This is a genomic window from Xanthomonas campestris pv. phormiicola, assembly GCA_025666215.1.
Classification (GTDB): Bacteria; Pseudomonadota; Gammaproteobacteria; order Xanthomonadales; family Xanthomonadaceae; genus Xanthomonas_A; species Xanthomonas_A campestris_A.
Genome location: CP102593.1, coordinates 4005408 through 4022101 on the forward strand (window position 1 = coordinate 4005408; position 16694 = coordinate 4022101).

Consider the following 16694-nt stretch of genomic DNA (forward strand, 5'->3'; position numbering starts at 1 on the left):
CGGCCCGCCTCGCATTCTGATTGCCGGCCGGGAACACTGTGGGAGCGACTTCAGTCGCGACTGGCTTCCCAGGTAACGGGCGTCGCGACTGAAGTCGCTCCCACAGAAGTCGCTTCCGCACATGCCGGCGAGTGCAAAGACGACGAGCGAAACGCGCGAGCGCCGTTGCGCGCCGTATCCCCGAATACCGCTAGCCGCGCTGCTGCGCGAACAGGCCGAAGCGGCGTGCGCTGAGCTGCAGCACCTGGCCGGGCGCATAGCGCGTCGCGCCCTCGCCCGCCGGCAACTCCACGTCCACTTCGTCCTGGCCATGCGCCAGCTGCGCACGCAGGCGCAGGCGCGAACCACTGCGCTGCGAGGACAGCACCGTCGCCGCCCAGCCGCTGTCGCTGGGCGCCAGGTCTTCCGGGCGCACGTACAGGTCGACCGGGCCGCTGGACAGCGGCGTGTCCGGTGCCGGCAGCGCCAGGCCGGCGACCTGCAGCTGGCCGTCGTGCAGCTGTGCCGGCAGCCGGTTGACCGCGCCGACGAAGCCGTACACGAACGGCGACACCGGGCGGTCGTAGACGTCGGCCGGGCTGCCGAGCTGTTCGATGCGCCCGCGGTTGAGGATCGCCACGCGGTCGGCCAGTTCCAGCGCCTCCTCCTGGTCGTGGGTGACGAACACCGTGGTCAGCCCGGTGCGGTCGTGCAGCTCGCGCAGCCAGCGCCGCAGGTCGCGCCGCACCTGCGCGTCGAGCGCACCGAACGGTTCGTCCAGCAACAGCACGCGCGGCTCGATCGCCAGCGCGCGCGCCAATGCCACGCGCTGGCGCTGGCCGCCGGACAGCTGGGTCGGATAGCGCGATTCCAGCCCGTCGAGCTGCACCAGCGCGAGCAGCTCGGTCACCCGCGCCCGGATCGCCGATTCGGCCAGGCGCTCGGCGCCGCGGCGCACGCGCAGGCCGAAGGCGATGTTGTCGCGCACCGTCATGTGCCGGAACAGCGCGTAGTGCTGGAACACGAAGCCGACCCGGCGCGACTGCACCGGCAGACCGGTCGCGTCCTCGCCGTCGATCAGCACGCGCCCGGCGTCGGCATGCTCCAGCCCGGCGATCACCCGCAGCAAGGTGGTCTTGCCCGAGCCGGACGGCCCCAGCAATGCCAGCAACTCGCCCTGGCGGATGTCCAGGCTGACGTCGTCGAGCGCGACGAACTCGTCGAAACGCTTGCCCAGGTGCTGTACGCGGATGGTCATCGCAACCTCAATGTCGGTGATTGGCGGCCAGCGATTCGCCGTGGCGCCATTCCAGATAGGACTTCAGCGCCAGGGTCAGCAGCGCGGTCAGCGCCAGCAGGCTGGCGCAGGCGAACGCGGCGCTGTAGGCGTATTCGTTGTAGAGGATCTCCACGTGCAGCGGCAGCGTGTTGGTGCGCCCGCGGATGTGCCCGGACACCACCGACACCGCGCCGAACTCGCCCATCGCCCGCGCACTGCACAGCAGCACGCCGTACAGCAGGCCCCAGCGGATGTTGGGCAGGGTCACCCGCCAGAACATCTGCCAGCCGTTGGCGCCCAGGCTCAACGCCGCCAGTTCCTCGTCGCTGCCCTGCTGCTCCATCAGCGGCATCAGCTCGCGGGCGATGAACGGGAAGGTGACGAAGGTCGTCGCCAGCACGATGCCGGGCAGCGCGAACACGATCCGCGGCAATTGCAGCAGCACCTCGCCGAACACCGGCAGGTGCAGCCGCCAGCCTTCGTCGATCAGCGGCCAGGCCCAGCCGTTGCGGCCGAAGATCAGGATGAAGACCAGGCCGGCGACCACCGGCGACACCGAGAACGGCAGGTCGATCAGGCTCACCAGCAGGCGCTTGCCGGGAAAGCGATGCTTGCTCACCGCCCAAGCTGCAGCCACGCCGAACACCAGGTTCAACGGCACCACGATCGCGGTCACCAGCAGGGTCAGGCGGATCGCCGCGAGCGCATCGGGATCGGAGATCGCCCGCCAGAACACGCCGATACCGCCGCGCAGCGCTTCGACGAACACCAGCAGCAGCGGCAGCAACAGGAACGACAGCAGGAAGCCCAACGCGCCGAGGATCAGCAGCGCCTGCACCCACCACGGCTCGGTGGTGACCGCGGCGACGCGGCGGCGGGCAGCAGGCGGCGATGCGCTCAACGCAGTCTCCGAGAACGGGAGGGTCAGGCTGGACACGGTATCGTTCATCTCAATGCGCCGCCAGACCGCGCCGCGCGAAGCGCGCCTGCACGCCGTTGACCACCAGCAGCATCAGCAACGACAGCAGCAGCATCGCCGCGGCGATCGCGGTCGCGCCGGCATAGTCGAATTCCTCCAGGCGGATGGTGATCAGCAGCGGCGCGATCTCGGTGGCGTTGGGCAGGTTGCCGGCGATGAAGATCACCGAGCCGTACTCGCCGATGCCGCGCGCGAAGGCCAGCGCGAATCCGGTCAGCACCGCCGGCCACAGCGCCGGCAGCACCACGCGGCGGATGGTCTGCCAGCGGCCGGCGCCGAGCGTGGCCGCGGCCTCTTCCACGTCGCGCTCGGCCTCGGCCAGCACCGGCTGCACGATCCGCACCACGAACGGCAGCCCCACGAACACCAGCGCCACCACGATGCCGAGCTGGGTGTAGGCGATCTTCAGCCCCAGCGGTTCCAGCCAGCGGCCGACCCAGCCGTTGCCGCCGTACAGCGCGGTCAGCGCGATGCCGGCCACCGCGGTCGGCAGCGCGAACGGCAGGTCGATCATCGCGTCGAACAGGCGCTTGCCGGGGAAGCGGTAGCGCACGAACACCCAGGCCACCCAGGTGCCCATCACCGCATTGAACGCGGCGGCGACGAAGGCGGTGCCGAAGCTGACCCGCAGTGCCGACAGCACCCGCGGTTCGCTCCACACCTGCCATACGCCGTGCCAGCCCAGGCCGCTGGTCTTGAGCACCACGCCCAGCAGCGGGATCAGCACCACCAGTCCCAGCCAGGTCAGGGTGATGCCCAGGCTCAGGCCGAGCCCGGGAATCACCCTGCGCCGCGACGGAGCGCGCGTGGCCGCGGCGGCATTCACTCCCATCGCGTCACTTGCTCGCCTGGATCTGGTCGAACAGGCCGCCGTCGTTGAAGTGCTCGGCCTGGGCCTTGGCCCAGGAGCCGAACTGCTGGTCGATGGTGACCAGTTGCACCTTCGGCAGGCGCGCGATGTCGGCGCGGTCGGCGTATTCGGGATGGCGCGGGCGGTAGTAGTGCTTGGCCGCGATCTTCTGCCCTTCCGGCGAATACAGGTATTTCAGGTACTCCTCGGCGACGTCGCGGGTGCCGTGCTTGTCCACGTTCCTGTCGACCACCGCCACCGACGGCTCGGCCAGGATCGACAGCTTCGGCACCACGATCTCGAACTTGTCCTTGCCCAGTTCCTCCTGCGCCAGGAACGCCTCGTTCTCCCAGGCCAGCAGCACGTCGCCGATACCGCGCTGGACGAAGGTGGTGGTGGCGCCGCGCGCGCCGGTGTCCAGCACCGGCACGTTGCGGAACAGCGCGCGCATGTAGCCGAGGATGCGCTCGCGGTCGCCCTTGAAGATATGGTCGGCATAGGCCCAGGCCGCCAGGTAGTTCCAGCGCGCGCCGCCGGAGGTCTTCGGGTTCGGAGTGATCACCGACACGCCGGTGCGCAGCAGGTCCGGCCAGTCCTTGATCTTCTTCGGGTTGCCCTTGCGCACCAGGAACACGATGGTGGAGGTGTACGGCGCGCTGTTGTCGGGCAGGCGCTTGGCCCAGCCCGGATCGATCAGCTTGCCCTTGTCGGCGATCGCGTCCACGTCGTAGGCCAGCGCCAGCGTCACCACATCGGCCTCGACCCCGTCGATGACCGAGCGCGCCTGCTTGCCGGAACCGCCATGCGAGGTTTCCACCGTCACCTTGTCGCCGCTGTGGGTCTGCTCCCAGTGCTTGGCGAAGGCGGCGTTGTAGTCGCGGTACAGCTCGCGCGTGGGATCGTAGGACACGTTGAGCAGCTGCACGTCGCGCGCGGCGGCGGTGCCGGCGAACGCGCACAGCGCGAGCGCGAGCAGCGGGCTGAATCGGCGCGGCAGGAGGCTGGGCATGGGCGGTTCTCCGGAAGTGGGACGGGGGGCACGGGCGGTCCGGCCATGCGAGCCACGGCCAGTGCGCCATGCTGCGCAGCCGCATGGGTCCGGTGAAATGACTTCGCCGCCGATGCTTATGCCATTTGTGCATGACGCCCGCCGACCTTCGCACACGCCGCGTTAAAATCTCCACCTCTCCCGCCTGCGCGTGCCCGTCATGACCGATTCCCGCCTCACCCAGCACTACGCCGACGAACTGGACGCAATCCGCGCGCAGGGCCTGTTCAAGTCCGAGCGCATCATCGTCGGCCCGCAGTCGGCCGAGATCGTGCTGGCCGACGGCCGCCGCGTGCTGAACTTCTGCGCCAACAACTACCTGGGCCTGGCCGACCACCCGGCGCTGATCGCCGCGGCCAAGGACGCGCTGGACACCCACGGCTTCGGCATGGCCTCGGTGCGCTTCATCTGCGGCACCCAGGACCTGCACAAGCAACTGGAAGCGCGCATCGCCGAGTTCTTCGGCACCGAGGACACCATCCTCTACGCCGCCTGCTTCGACGCCAACAGCGGCCTGTTCGAGCCGCTGCTCGGCGAGGCCGATGCGATCATTTCCGACGCACTCAACCATGCCTCGATCATCGACGGCGTGCGCCTGTGCAAGGCCAAGCGCTTCCGCTACGCCAACTGCGACATGGCCGACCTGGAAGCGCAGCTGCAGGCCGCCGATGCGGCCGGCTGCAAGACCAAGCTGATCACCAGCGACGGCGTGTTCTCGATGGACGGCTTCATCGCCCCGCTGGACCAGATCACCGCGCTGGCGCGCAAGTACGGCGCGCTGGTGCATATCGACGAGTGCCACGCCACCGGCTTCCTCGGCGCGACCGGCCGCGGCTCGGCCGAGGTCAAGGGCGTGATGGACCGGATCGACATCTTCACCGGCACCCTGGGCAAGGCCATGGGCGGTGCGCTGGGCGGCTTCACCACCGGCCGGCGCGAGGTGATCGAACTGCTGCGCCAGCGCTCGCGTCCCTACCTGTTCTCCAACTCGCTGCCGCCGCACGTGGTCGCTGCCGGGATCAAGGCCTTCGCGATGCTGGACGCGGCCGCCGACCTGCGCGCGCAACTGGTCGAGAACACCCGCCACTTCCGCGAGCGCATGGCCGCGGCCGGCTTCGACATCAAGCCCGGCACCCACCCGATCTGCCCGGTGATGCTGTACGACGCGCCGCTGGCGCAGCGCTTCGCCGAGCGGCTGCTGGAGGAAGGCATCTATGCGATCGGCTTCTTCTTCCCGGTGGTGCCCAAGGGGCAGGCGCGGATCCGCACCCAGATCAGCGCCGCGCATACCCGCGCGCAGCTGGACCGGGCGATCGACGCCTTCGTCCGCATCGGCCGCGAGTTGGGAGTGATTGGGTAAGACTCGGGACTCGGGACTCGGGACTCGGGACTCGGGACTCGGGACTCGGGACTCGGGACTCGGGACTCGGGACTCGGGACTCGGGACTCCAGGGCAGGATCTTTGGCGCCGCTTCCGTGTCAAGTGTTTTTTGGAATCCTCGTGTGCAATCGGCATGAACAGTGCGCTACTCGTACAGGGCCGAGCCAGCGCCTTTACGAGTCCCGAGTCCCCTGTCCCGAGTCCCGACCAACCAATCCCTCCACCTCGGCGGCACTGAGCTCGCGCCAGGCGCCCTTGCCCAATTCGCCCAGCGCCAACCCGCCGATCGCCACCCGCACCAGGCGCAGCACGCCCAGATCGAGTTCGGCGAGCAGGCGCCGGATCTGCCGGTTGCGGCCCTCGTCCAGCACCACTTCCAGCCAGGCGTGCTTGTCGCCCTGGCGCAACAGCCGCACCTGCTTGGCGCGCAGCGGCTCGCCGTCGGCGACCACGCCGGCGCACATGCGCGCCAGCAATGCCGCATCGGGCAGCGCATCGACCTGCACGTGATAGGTCTTGTCCGGGCCGCTGGCCGGGTCGGTGACCCGCGCCGCCCACTGCGGATCGTTGCAGAACAGCAACAGGCCCTCGCTGGCCTTGTCCAGGCGCCCGACCGGGGCCAGCCAGGGCAGCCCGGCGCCGTCGAAACAGCGGTAGACGGTGTCGCGGCCGTGCTCGTCCTGCGCGGTGGTGACCAGGCCGCGCGGCTTGTTGAGCATCAGGTACAGGCGCTGCGTGGCGGCCAGCGGCACGCCGTCGAGCGCCAGCCGATGGCGGCCGCGCAGGATCGGGAATTCGGGATCGGTGACGGTGCGGCCATCGACCGCGACGCGGCCGGCGGCGATCCAGCGCGCGGCCTCGGTGCGCGAACACAGGCCGAGCTTGGACAGGGTCCGCGCCAGGCCGTGGCGGGCCTCGCCAGCCGCGGCCACGGCGCTGCGCGGCGAGCGCGGGGCGCTGGCCGCCGGCGGCGACGTGCGCGATGCGGGGCGACGGGAACGCGAAGGAGGTTTCACCGCTCGCGCTTCGTACGCAGGCGCGGTCACGACCGCGCGCAGCGCTTACTGCTTGTCGACCGGCTGCGCCGCGTCGGGCGCCGGGGCGGCGACGGGCACTGCCGCCGGCGCCGGACGCGCCTTGACCACACGCACGCCGCGCGCCTTCATCCAGGCGTCGAACTCTTCGGCGGTCATGCGCTTGCCGTTCTGGCTCATGTCGAAGCGCCACGGGGTGTTGTCGAACGCGGTGGTCGGCTTGTAGGCCGCCGGGTCGTTCGGCTTCACCGCAGCGCCGGCCGGCATCGCGTTGGCCAGGCTCTGGCAGCCTTCGGCGCGCAGGCGCAGCAATACCCGGTCCAGCGACTGGTCGCTGCTGTAGGACTGCGCCAGCACGCCGCTGGGCATGCCCAGCTGCAGGTTGCGCGTGTACAGCTCCGAGGCGATCGGCGCACCGACCGTGGCCGGCAGCGGCAGCGGCTTGGGCAGCACGTCGCCGGAGCAATCCGGTGCGGCATGGGCGGCAGGAATCAAGGCAAGACCAAGCAGGCCGGCCGTAACAATACGCAGCATCGGGTTTTTTCCATTCAGGCGAGACATCGCCGCGAGTGTAGGCAGGGCCAGGCGCAGTTTCAACCGATACCGGCACTGCATGCGCTAAATAATTGGGAAGGCTGAAAAAGTTCAGCTTGCAAGACGTTTTGTCCTGCTTCCGCAGGAGTGCCACTTTTCCGAGTCCCGGGTCCACACGCACAAAAACAAAGCCCGGCGCGAGGCCGGGCTTTGCTTGAAGCATGAAGCGTCCGATTAGTTCTGGACGTTCAGCTCGGTACGACGGTTCTTCGCACGGCCTTCCGGGTTGTCCGAACCATCCGGGTTGGTGTTCGGCGCAATCGGGCGGCTCTCGCCGTAACCGATCGGACCGACCAGACGCGAAGCGTCCACGCCGTTCTTGGTCAGGTAGTCGTACACGGTGGTCGCACGACGCTCGGACAGCTTCTGGTTGTAAGCGTCGGTACCCTTCGAGTCGGTGTGACCGGCGACCTCGACCTTCAGGTCGGGGTAACGCTTCAGGATCTCGGTGGCTTCGCTCAGGATCGCGATCGCGTCCGGACGCAGGGTCGACTTGTTGAAGTCGAAGTTCACGCCCTTCAGGTCGATCGACACCGGCACCGGGCAACCGTCCGGACCGATGGTCTGGCCAGGCTGGGAGGTCGGGCACTTGTCGTCGCAGTTGTTGACGCCGTCACCGTCGTCGTCCAGGTCCGCGCAGCTCGGGGCAGCGGTCGGAGCCGGGGCGGCAACCGGGGCAGCCGGCGGCGGGCCGAGCGGGATCACGACGCCGACCGAGGCCAGCACGTCGCCGAACCAGTTCTCGGACGGAGCGGCAACGCTCTGGTCGTCGAAGTCAGCGCGGTAGGCCACTTCGGCACGCACGGCAACGCGCTTGTCGAAGGTGGTCTGCAGGCCGACGCCGGCCTTGGCGGCGAAGTTGCCGTCCTTGCGCTGGCCCGGGGACACGGCGCCGCCGGTGTCGAACTCTTCTTCCGAACGCTGGTAGCCCAGACCGAACAGCAGGTACGGGTTCCAGCCACGGCCTTCCTGGATGAAGTGGCGACGCAGGTCGAACGAGATGCCGTACTGGCTCCAGTTCAGGTCCTGGTTCTTGTCGAAGTTCGGGTTCTGATAGTTCAGTTCACCGTCGATCGACCAGTTCGGGCTGACGAACTTGCCCAGGCCCAGGGTGACGAACGGGGCGTCGTTGGTCAGACGGTCGTTGTCCTGGAAGTTGAAACCGGCCGAACCGGTCAGGTACCAGCGATCGTCGAATTCCTGTGCGGACGCTGCCTGGGCGACGGCCAGACCGCCCAGCAACGCGGCGGTGAGAATTTTCTTGTTCATTAATACAGCTCCTTGTTTCGGGGATATAGAAACCGATAGGGCATGGTTCAGTACAGATGTCTCGTCACATCCAGACGGCCGTTCCGCACGCCATCGCCGCGCACATTATGCTCGGCATGGTGAAGACGGCGTTAACAGGCACGTAACATGTGAAACCCACGACCAGACCCTTTGCAGTCGTGGACATACCGTATACAGCTTCATGAAATGATGCAATGCGGCGTTTGGCGGCCGTCCGTGCTTGTAGACAGCCGGCCGGCATCGCACGGCGGCCTCACTTCATGCGCTCCCAGGGCGGAGGATCCGCCAGATGAACCTGCATGAACTCCACGAAGGCGCGCACCCGCGGCGGCACCAGCCGGCGCTGCGGCATCACCGCGTAGATGCCGGTCTCGGCGATCGCGTACTCCGGCAGGACCTGGCGCAGGCGCCCGTGGCGCAGGTCTTCGGCCACGTGCCACACCGAATGCAGGGCGATGCCCTGCCCGTTCAGTGCCGCGTCGCGCAGCACCTCGCCGAAATTGGACTCCAGCGGACCGTTCACCCTGACCGCGATCTCGCCTTCGGCGCCGAGCAGGCGCCAGGTGTCCTGGCGGCCTTCGGCGCCGGTCAGCAGCAGGCAGGCGTGCGCGGCCAGATCCGCGGGGGTTTCCGGTTCGCCGTGGCGGCGCAGGTAGTCGGGAGACGCGCACAGCACGCGGCGGTTGCCGGCCAGGCGTCGCGCCACCAGGCTGGAATCGCGCAGCGCGCCGATCCGGATCGCCAGGTCGAAGCCCTCGCTGACCAGATCCACCACGTTGTCGCTCAGATGCACGCTGAGCCGTACCTGCGGATGCAGGGCCATGAACTGCGGCAGCAGCGGCGACACGTACTGGCGCCCGAACGAGGCCGACGTGGTCACCCGCAAGGTACCGGCGGCGGCGCGGCCGGCTTCGCGCAGGCCGCCGGCCAGCGACTCCAGGTCCTCGACCAGCGCGCGTCCCTGCTCGGCCAGCTGCAGGCCTTCGGGCGTGGGATGCAGGCGCCGCGTGGTCCGGTGCAGCAGGCGCACGCCGAGGTCGCGCTCGAGCCGCTGCAGCCGCTGGCTGGCGACCGCCACCGACAGGTCCAGGCTGCGCGCCGCGGCGCTGATCGATCCCAGGTCGAGCACGCGCAGGAACAGCGCGATGTCGCCGATCCGGTCCATTCTCTCGATTCCGTTGAAAGTCACTCAACATCTTGCCAGTTTGTGCTGATAAAGCGCGGTCATAGGCTGTGCTTCTCCCGCCTTCCGGAACCGCCATGCCTCCTTCCCCTTCGCCTGCCGCTGCGCCAGCGCCGCGGCTGCCGCTCGCCTCGTTCGCGCTGACCGCCGGCGCGTTCGGCATCGGCACCACCGAGTTCGTGATCATGGGCCTGCTGCTGCAGGTCGCCGCCGACCTGCAGGTCAGCGTGCCCGCGGCAGGGCTGTTGATTTCCGGCTACGCGCTGGGCGTGTTCGTCGGCGCGCCGCTGCTGACCGTGGCCAGCCGGCGTTGGCCGCGCAAGCGCGTGCTGGTGGCACTGATGCTGGTGTTCACCGCCGGCAACCTGGCCTGCGCGCTGGCGCCGGACTACGCCACGCTGATGGCGGCGCGGGTGGTCACCTCGCTGGCGCATGGCACCTTCTTCGGCGTCGGCGCGGTGGTCGCCACCGGCCTGGTGGCGCCGCAACGCAAGGCCTCGGCGATCGCCACCATGTTCACCGGGCTCACCGTGGCCACCCTGCTGGGGGTGCCGGCCGGCGCCTGGCTGGGACTGCAGTACGGCTGGCGCGCGACGTTCTGGGCGGTGGCCGCGATCGGCCTGCTCGCCACCGTGGTGATCGCCACGCTGGTGCCGGCCCGCGACGACGGCGCAGCGGCGCCGCCGCTGCGCGCCGAACTGCAGGCGGTCGGTCGCGCGCCGGTGCTGCTCGGGTTGGCGACGACGGTGCTCGGCTATGCCGGCGTGTTCACCGTCTACACCTACATCCAGCCGATCCTGACCCGGGTCACCGGCCTGGCCGACAGCGCGGTCTCGCCGCTGCTGCTGGTATTCGGCGTGGGCATGATCGTCGGCAACGTGTTCGGCGGGCGCCTGGCCGACCGCCAGCCGCGCCAGGCGCTGCCGCTGACCCTCGGCCTGTTGGCGCTGGTGCTGGCGGCGCTGGCCTTCGCACTGCACTCGGCGCCGGCGATGGTGCTGGTCACCGGCCTGCTCGGGGTGGCCGCGTTCGCCACGGTGGCGCCGCTGCAGCTGTGGGTGCTGGGCAAGGCCGGCGACGCCGGCCGGCACCTGGCGTCGAGCCTGAACATCGGCGCGTTCAACCTGGGCAATGCGCTGGGCGCCTGGCTCGGCGGGCTGGTGATCAGCCATGGCGGCAGCCTGGCGCAGTTGCCGTGGGCGGCGGCGCTGGTCACCGCGGCCGGCCTGGCGGTGGCGCTGCTGGCGCTGCGACTGTCGCCCGCAGCCGCAAAGACTGCGCCGGCGGCGGCATGCGCCGCGGGCGATGCGGCATGAGCCGGCGCCTGCGCCAGGCCGCAGTGGTTGGCACCTTGCTGGGGGCGCTGGCAGCGCCGGCCGGGGCCGCCGAGCGCGACTGGATCGCGACCTGGCAGGCCAGTCCGCAGCCGCTGTGGGCGGCCGACTTCCCGTTCCCGACCCAGACTCCGTTCAACCTGTGGCGGCAGACCGTGCGCCAGGTGGCGCGAATCAGCCTGGGCGGCGAGTCGGTGCGCGTGGAACTGTCCAATGCCTACGGTAGCGCGCCGCTGCAGATCGGCGCCGCGCACCTGGCGCTGGCCGGCGAAGGCGCGGCGACCGTGCCCGGCTCGGACCGCGAGCTGCGCTTCGGCGGACAGCGCGCGGTGACCATTCCGCCTGGCGCACCGGTGCTCAGCGATCCGGTCGCGCTGCGCGTGCCGGACCTGGCCCGGCTCAGCGTCAGCCTGTACCTGCCGCAGCCGACGGCGCCGTCCACCTTCCATTGGGAAGGCTTGCAGAGCGCCTGGCTGGCCGCCGGCGAGCGCACCGCGGATGCGGCGCTGGACGACGCGGCGCCGCTGCCGGTGCGGCTGTTCGTCAGCGGCATCCAGGTGCGCCGCGCCGACGCCGCCGGCGCGGTGGTAGCGCTGGGCGATTCGATCACCGATGGTGCCGCGTCCACCCCGGGCCGCGACCGGCGCTGGCCGGACCAGTTGGCCACGCGGCTGGCGGCGCAGCGCGTGGCGGTGCTCAACGCCGGGATCTCCGGCGGCCGCGTGCTGCGCGACCGCATGGGCAGCAATGCGCTGGCGCGGCTGGACCGCGACGTGCTGGTGCAACCCGGCGTGCGCACCCTGGTGCTGCTGATCGGGATCAACGACATCAGCTGGTACGCCACGCCGTTCGCGCCGGACGATGCGCCGGTCTCCGCGCAGGAATTGATCGCCGGCTACCGCCAGCTGCTGCAGCGTGCGCAGGCGCGCGGCCTGCGCGTGATCGGCGCCACGCTCACCCCGTTCGAGGGCGCGCTGCCGGACACGCCGATCCACGGCTATTACAGCGCGGACAAGGAGCGCGTGCGCCAGCAGGTCAATGCGTGGATACGCGACGGCAACGGTTTCGATGCGATCATCGATTTCGACGCCCTGCTCCGCGACCCCGCGCACCCTACCCGCATGCTGCCCGCCTTCGATTCCGGCGATCACCTGCACCCCGGCGATGCCGGCTATGCCGCCATGGCCGAGGCCGCCGCGCGCGTGCTCGGCGACAACGCCAACGCCTATCCCGCCGCGGCCTCGCCACGCTGATCGCACCTCCCTTCCGTTCCCCCGCAAAGGAATCCTCACCATGGACTACCGTCATCTCGGCGCCTCCGGCTTCAAGGTCCCCGTCCTCAGCTTCGGCACCGGCACCTTCGCCGGCTCGAACGATTTCTTCGCCGCCTGGGGCAATTCGGACGTGGACCAGGCGCGACGCCTGATCGACATCTGCCTGGAGGCCGGGGTCAACCTGTTCGACAGCGCCGACATCTATTCCGGCGGTGCCGCCGAATCGGTGCTGGGCGCGGCGATCAAGGGCCGCCGCGACCAGGTGCTGATCTCGACCAAGGCCACCTTCCGCTTCGACCCCGACGATCCGAACAGCGTCGGCTCCTCGCGCTTCCACCTGCTGCGCGCGGTCGATGCCGCGCTCGAGCGCCTGGACACCGACTACATCGACCTGTTCCAGCTGCACGGCTTCGATGCGAAGACGCCGCTGGAAGAAACCCTGTCTACGCTCGACGACCTGGTCCGCGCAGGCAAGATCCGCTACCTGGGCGTGTCCAACTTCTCCGGCTGGCACCTGATGAAGTCGCTGGCGGTGGCCGACCGCCATGGCTGGTCGCGCTACGTCGCCAATCAGACCTACTACTCGCTGATCGGCCGCGACTACGAGGAAGAACTGATGCCGCTGGGGCTGGACCAGGGCGTCGGCGCGGTGGTGTGGAGTCCGCTGGGCTGGGGCCGGCTGACCGGCAAGCTCCGCCGCGGCCAGCCGCTGCCGGAAAGCAGCCGGCTGCACGACAAGAAGGTCACCGAAGCCGGCCCGCCGGTCGAAGACGAACGCCTGTACCGGGTGATCGACGCGCTCGAGGCGATCGCCGCCGAGACCGGCAAGAGCGTGCCGCAGATCGCGCTGAACTGGCTGCTGCAGCGGCCCACGGTGAGCAGCGTCATCATCGGTGCGCGCAACGAGGAACAGTTGCGGCAGAACCTGGGCGCGGTCGGCTGGAATCTCGACGCCGCGCAGGTGCAGCGGCTGGACGCGGCCAGCGCGGTGGTGCCGCCGTATCCGTACTGGCATCAGCGCGGCTTCGCCGAGCGCAATCCGCGACCGGTCTGAGCCGGATACGCCGCGCGCCGAAACAACCGCTTCCCCACTCCTGGAGACACCATGAAAGCCGTCGCCCTGACCCACTATCTGCCGATCGACGATCCTCAGTCGCTGTTCGATACCGATGTACCCACCCCGCCCGCGCCCACCGGCTTCGACCTGCTGGTGCGGGTGGAAGCGGTGTCGGTCAACCCGGTCGACACCAAGGTGCGCGCACCCAAGCCGCAGGTCGAAGCGCAGCCCAAGGTGCTGGGCTACGACGCCGCCGGCGTGGTCGAAGCGGTCGGCGCCGAGGTCGAGGGGTTCGAACCCGGCGACGAGGTCTATTACGCCGGCGACATCACCCGCGCCGGCAGCAACGCGCAGTACCAGCTGGTGGACGCACGCATCGTCGCGCGCAAGCCGGCGACGCTGGATTTCGCGCAGGCCGCGGCGTTGCCGCTGACCACGCTGACCGCCTGGGAACTGCTGTTCCAGCGCATGCCGTTCGACTTCGACGACGAGCGCAATCGCGGCCGCCGCCTGCTGGTGATCGGCGGCGCCGGCGGGGTCGGCTCGATCGCGATCCAGCTGGCGCGGCACGCCGGCTTCGAGGTCATCGCCACCGCCTCGCGCCAGCAGACCCGCGACTGGTGCCTGCAGCTCGGCGCGCAGCACGTGATCGACCATCGCCAGCCGCTGGCGCCGCAATTGCAGGCGCTGGGCATCGCACAGGTGGATGCGGCGCTGAACCTGGCCGACACCGATCGTTACTGGGACGCGCTCGGCGACCTGGTCGCGCCGCAGGGCCATGTCGGCCTGATCGTGGAACCGGCCGGCGCGCTGCGCATCGGCGATCCGTACAAGGCCAAGTGCATCGGCATCCACTGGGAAATGATGTTCGCGCGGGCGCGCTTCAAGACCGCCGACATGATCGAGCAGCACCGGATCCTGGCGCGCGCCGCCAGCCTGATCGATGCCGGCGCGTTGCGCACCACGCTGACCGAGACGCTGGCGCCGATCGACGCGGCCAATCTGCGGCAGGCGCACCGGCGGCTGGAATCGGGCAGCACCATCGGCAAGCTGGCGCTGGCCGGCTGGGGCTGAGCGGCTGACGCAATTCGATCCGCCGCGATGTCGTCTGTGGGAGCGACTTCAGTCGCGACGGGGCATTACCGAGAAAGCCCGTCGCCACTGAAGCCGCTCCCGCAGCGTCAGGCCGACAGAGGAGTAGCCCGCACCGACGGACCGATTGCACCGTCACGGCTGCAACGCGCGAACGCGCCTCTTGCCGTGGCGCGGGTTTCGCGGCACCCTGCGCCCATCCATACGCAAGCGTATCCAAAGCCATGTCGCCCGCCTCCGGCCAGCCCGACCCGTCCCCTGCCGCCTATCCGCACCTGTTCGCCCCGCTCGACCTGGGCTTCACCCAGCTGCGCAACCGGGTGCTGATGGGCTCGATGCATACCGGCCTGGAGGATCGCGCGCGCGACTTCCCCAAGCTGGCCGCGTATTTCGCCGAGCGCGCCGCCGGCGGCGCCGGGCTGATCGTCACCGGCGGCTTCGCGCCGAACCTGGTCGGCTGGCTGAAGCCGTTCGGCGGCAAGCTGTCGTGGCCGTGGGAAGTGCGCCCGCACCGGCAGGTGACCGCTGCGGTGCATGCGCACGGCGCCAAGATCTGCCTGCAGCTGCTGCATGCCGGGCGCTACGCCTACCACCCGCTGTCGGTGGCGCCGTCGAAGCTGAAGGCGCCGATCAATCCGTTCACGCCGCGCGCCTTGTCCGCCCGCGGGGTCGAGCGCCAGATCGGCGCCTACGCGCGCGCCGCGCGGCTGGCACGCGAGGCCGGCTACGACGGCGTGGAAGTGATGGGCTCGGAAGGCTATCTGATCAACGAGTTCGTGGCCCCGCGCAGCAATCGCCGCGACGACGCCTGGGGCGGCGACGCGACCAGGCGCATGCGCTTCGCGGTGGAGATCGTGCGCCAGATCCGCGCCGCCTGCGGGCCGGACTTCATCATCATCTACCGGCTGTCGCTGGTGGACCTGGTCGAGGACGGCAGCGACTGGCAGGAGATCGTGGCGCAGGCGCAGGCGATCGAGGCGGCCGGCGCGACGCTGATCAACTCCGGCATCGGCTGGCACGAGGCGCGGGTGCCGACCATCGCCACCTCGGTGCCGCGCGCCGCGTTCGCCGGCGTCACCGCCAAGCTCAAGCCGCACGTGCGGGTGCCGCTGATCGCCACCAACCGCATCAACATGCCCGAGGTGGCCGAACGCATCCTCGCCGGCGGCGGCGCCGACATGGTGTCGCTGGCGCGGCCGCTGCTGGCCGATCCGCAATGGCCGAACAAGGCGCGGCGCGGCCAGGCGCAGGCGATCAACACCTGCATCGCCTGCAACCAGGCGTGCCTGGACCACGTGTTCGAGAACAAGACCGCCAGCTGCCTGGTCAATCCGCGCGCCGCGGCCGAGACCGAGCTGAACTACCTGCCCACCGCGGCGCCCAGGCGCGTGGCCGTGGTCGGCGCCGGCCCGGCCGGACTGGCCTGCGCCACGGTCGCCGCCGAACGCGGCCACCGCGTCACCCTGTTCGACAGCGCCGCGGAGATCGGCGGCCAGTTCAACGTGGCCAAGCGCATTCCCGGCAAGGAAGAATTCCACGAGACGCTGCGCTATTTCCGCCACCAGCTCGACGCCACCGGCGTGGACGTGCGCCTGCACACCACCGCCGATGCGGCGCTGCTGGCCGGTTTCGACGAGGTGGTACTGGCCACCGGCATCGTGCCGCGCGCGGTGGATTTCCCCGGCGCCGACCATCCCAACGTGGTCAGCTATCTGGATGTGCTGCAGGGCCGGGTGCAGGCGGCGGACAAGGTCGCGATCATCGGCGCCGGCGGCATCGGGTTCGACGTCGGCGAATTCCTGGTGCAGGCCGGCGTATCGACCGCGCTGGACCCGGCGCGGTGGATGGCCGAATGGGGCGTGGACCCGCAGTTCGAGGCGCGCGGCGCATTGCGCAAGCCGCAGCCGGAAGCGCCGGCGCGCAAGGTGTGGCTGCTGCAGCGCAGCGCCGGCCGTCCCGGCGCGCGCCTGGGCAAGACCACCGGCTGGATCCACCGCGCCACGCTGAAGGCCAAGGGCGTGACCATGCTCGGCGGGGTCGAGTACCTGGGCATGGACGACGCCGGCCTGCGCATCCGCGTGGACGGTGCCGAACAGCTGCTGCCGGTCGGCACCGTCGTGGTCTGCGCCGGCCAGGAACCGCGCCGCGACCTGCACGACGCGCTGCAGGCCGCCGGCCGCAAGGTGCATCTGATCGGCGGCGCCGACGTCGCCGCGGAGCTGGACGCCAAGCGCGCCATCGCCCAGGGCAGCCGCCTGGCGGCCATGCTCTGAGCGAACGCTGCGCCCGAGCCTGGGCGCGGCTGCTTCTCCCATCGAGG

General features: G+C 70.0%; 14 protein-coding genes. 6 read left to right on the plus strand and 8 right to left on the minus strand.

Going from position 1 to position 16694, the window contains the following annotated elements:
* Positions 1 to 190: 190 nt before the first annotated feature.
* Genes NRY95_16745 through NRY95_16760 form a run of 4 tightly spaced genes read right to left on the minus strand, consistent with a single transcriptional unit; the run spans position 191 to position 4096 of the window.
* The gene (locus NRY95_16745; GenBank protein UYC15349.1) at positions 191 to 1237 is read right to left on the minus strand and encodes a sulfate/molybdate ABC transporter ATP-binding protein; all 1047 of its coding nucleotides are present in this window, start codon (positions 1235 to 1237) and stop codon (positions 191 to 193) included.
* Between the two features lie 7 nt (positions 1238 to 1244).
* A complete protein-coding gene (cysW, locus tag NRY95_16750; GenBank protein ID UYC15350.1) occupies positions 1245 to 2207 on the minus strand; it encodes a sulfate ABC transporter permease subunit CysW in 963 nt (320 codons plus the stop codon).
* Position 2208: 1 nt separating this feature from the next.
* Entirely contained in the window at positions 2209 to 3069 is an 861-nt protein-coding gene (cysT, locus tag NRY95_16755; GenBank protein UYC15351.1) for a sulfate ABC transporter permease subunit CysT, read from the minus strand.
* A gap of 4 nt (positions 3070 to 3073) precedes the next feature.
* Positions 3074 to 4096 (minus strand): sulfate ABC transporter substrate-binding protein, encoded by a 1023-nt coding sequence (locus NRY95_16760; protein UYC15352.1) that lies wholly within the window; start codon positions 4094 to 4096, stop codon positions 3074 to 3076.
* Positions 4097 to 4295: 199 nt separating this feature from the next.
* Between NRY95_16760 and kbl the strand changes: the two genes are divergently transcribed.
* Positions 4296 to 5495, plus strand: a complete 1200-nt coding sequence (gene kbl / locus NRY95_16765; protein UYC15353.1) for a glycine C-acetyltransferase — start codon at positions 4296 to 4298, stop codon at positions 5493 to 5495.
* A 194-nt stretch (positions 5496 to 5689) separates the two neighbouring features.
* Here kbl and NRY95_16770 read toward each other — a convergent pair whose 3' ends face one another.
* The 4 genes from NRY95_16770 to NRY95_16785 form a co-directional block, all read right to left on the minus strand.
* Positions 5690 to 6448, minus strand: coding sequence for an rRNA pseudouridine synthase (locus NRY95_16770; protein ID UYC18610.1), 759 nt, complete (start codon positions 6446 to 6448; stop codon positions 5690 to 5692).
* 129 nt (positions 6449 to 6577) lie between these two features.
* Entirely contained in the window at positions 6578 to 7084 is a 507-nt protein-coding gene (locus tag NRY95_16775) for a hypothetical protein (protein ID UYC15354.1), read from the minus strand.
* 234 nt (positions 7085 to 7318) lie between these two features.
* Positions 7319 to 8413: an OmpA family protein gene (locus NRY95_16780; GenBank protein ID UYC15355.1), complete on the minus strand. Its 1095-nt coding sequence runs from the start codon at positions 8411 to 8413 to the stop codon at positions 7319 to 7321.
* A gap of 274 nt (positions 8414 to 8687) precedes the next feature.
* Positions 8688 to 9599, minus strand: a complete 912-nt coding sequence (locus tag NRY95_16785; GenBank protein ID UYC15356.1) for a LysR family transcriptional regulator — start codon at positions 9597 to 9599, stop codon at positions 8688 to 8690.
* Positions 9600 to 9694: 95 nt separating this feature from the next.
* Between NRY95_16785 and NRY95_16790 the strand changes: the two genes are divergently transcribed.
* The 5 genes from NRY95_16790 to NRY95_16810 all read left to right on the plus strand — a co-directional run bounded on the left by NRY95_16790 (position 9695) and on the right by NRY95_16810 (position 16647).
* Positions 9695 to 10933 (plus strand): MFS transporter, encoded by a 1239-nt coding sequence (locus NRY95_16790; protein ID UYC15357.1) that lies wholly within the window; start codon positions 9695 to 9697, stop codon positions 10931 to 10933.
* Entirely contained in the window at positions 10930 to 12204 is a 1275-nt protein-coding gene (locus NRY95_16795; protein UYC15358.1) for an SGNH/GDSL hydrolase family protein, read from the plus strand. The genes NRY95_16790 and NRY95_16795 overlap by 4 nt, the downstream gene beginning before the upstream one ends.
* A 40-nt stretch (positions 12205 to 12244) precedes the next feature.
* On the plus strand, positions 12245 to 13279 hold the full coding sequence (locus NRY95_16800; protein UYC15359.1) for an aldo/keto reductase: 1035 nt from the start codon (positions 12245 to 12247) through the stop codon (positions 13277 to 13279).
* 51 nt (positions 13280 to 13330) lie between these two features.
* Positions 13331 to 14356: a zinc-binding alcohol dehydrogenase family protein gene (locus tag NRY95_16805; protein ID UYC15360.1), complete on the plus strand. Its 1026-nt coding sequence runs from the start codon at positions 13331 to 13333 to the stop codon at positions 14354 to 14356.
* A 242-nt stretch (positions 14357 to 14598) separates the two neighbouring features.
* Positions 14599 to 16647, plus strand: a complete 2049-nt coding sequence (locus tag NRY95_16810) for an NADPH-dependent 2,4-dienoyl-CoA reductase (GenBank protein UYC15361.1) — start codon at positions 14599 to 14601, stop codon at positions 16645 to 16647.
* The last annotated feature ends 47 nt before the right edge of the window (positions 16648 to 16694 follow it).

What these genes read in the sequence shown, in the direction of transcription:
- NRY95_16745 (UYC15349.1), bottom strand. Translation starts at nt 1,237, where the DNA reads ATGACCATCCGCGTACAGCACCTGGGCAAGCGTTTCGACGAGTTCGTC.
- cysW (UYC15350.1), bottom strand. Translation starts at nt 2,207, where the DNA reads ATGAACGATACCGTGTCCAGCCTGACCCTCCCGTTCTCGGAGACTGCG.
- cysT (UYC15351.1), bottom strand. Translation starts at nt 3,069, where the DNA reads ATGGGAGTGAATGCCGCCGCGGCCACGCGCGCTCCGTCGCGGCGCAGG.
- NRY95_16760 (UYC15352.1), bottom strand. Translation starts at nt 4,096, where the DNA reads ATGCCCAGCCTCCTGCCGCGCCGATTCAGCCCGCTGCTCGCGCTCGCG.
- kbl (UYC15353.1), top strand. Translation starts at nt 4,296, where the DNA reads ATGACCGATTCCCGCCTCACCCAGCACTACGCCGACGAACTGGACGCA.
- NRY95_16775 (UYC15354.1), bottom strand. Translation starts at nt 7,084, where the DNA reads ATGCTGCGTATTGTTACGGCCGGCCTGCTTGGTCTTGCCTTGATTCCT.
- NRY95_16780 (UYC15355.1), bottom strand. Translation starts at nt 8,413, where the DNA reads ATGAACAAGAAAATTCTCACCGCCGCGTTGCTGGGCGGTCTGGCCGTC.
- NRY95_16785 (UYC15356.1), bottom strand. Translation starts at nt 9,599, where the DNA reads ATGGACCGGATCGGCGACATCGCGCTGTTCCTGCGCGTGCTCGACCTG.
- NRY95_16790 (UYC15357.1), top strand. Translation starts at nt 9,695, where the DNA reads ATGCCTCCTTCCCCTTCGCCTGCCGCTGCGCCAGCGCCGCGGCTGCCG.
- NRY95_16795 (UYC15358.1), top strand. Translation starts at nt 10,930, where the DNA reads ATGAGCCGGCGCCTGCGCCAGGCCGCAGTGGTTGGCACCTTGCTGGGG.
- NRY95_16800 (UYC15359.1), top strand. Translation starts at nt 12,245, where the DNA reads ATGGACTACCGTCATCTCGGCGCCTCCGGCTTCAAGGTCCCCGTCCTC.
- NRY95_16805 (UYC15360.1), top strand. Translation starts at nt 13,331, where the DNA reads ATGAAAGCCGTCGCCCTGACCCACTATCTGCCGATCGACGATCCTCAG.
- NRY95_16810 (UYC15361.1), top strand. Translation starts at nt 14,599, where the DNA reads ATGTCGCCCGCCTCCGGCCAGCCCGACCCGTCCCCTGCCGCCTATCCG.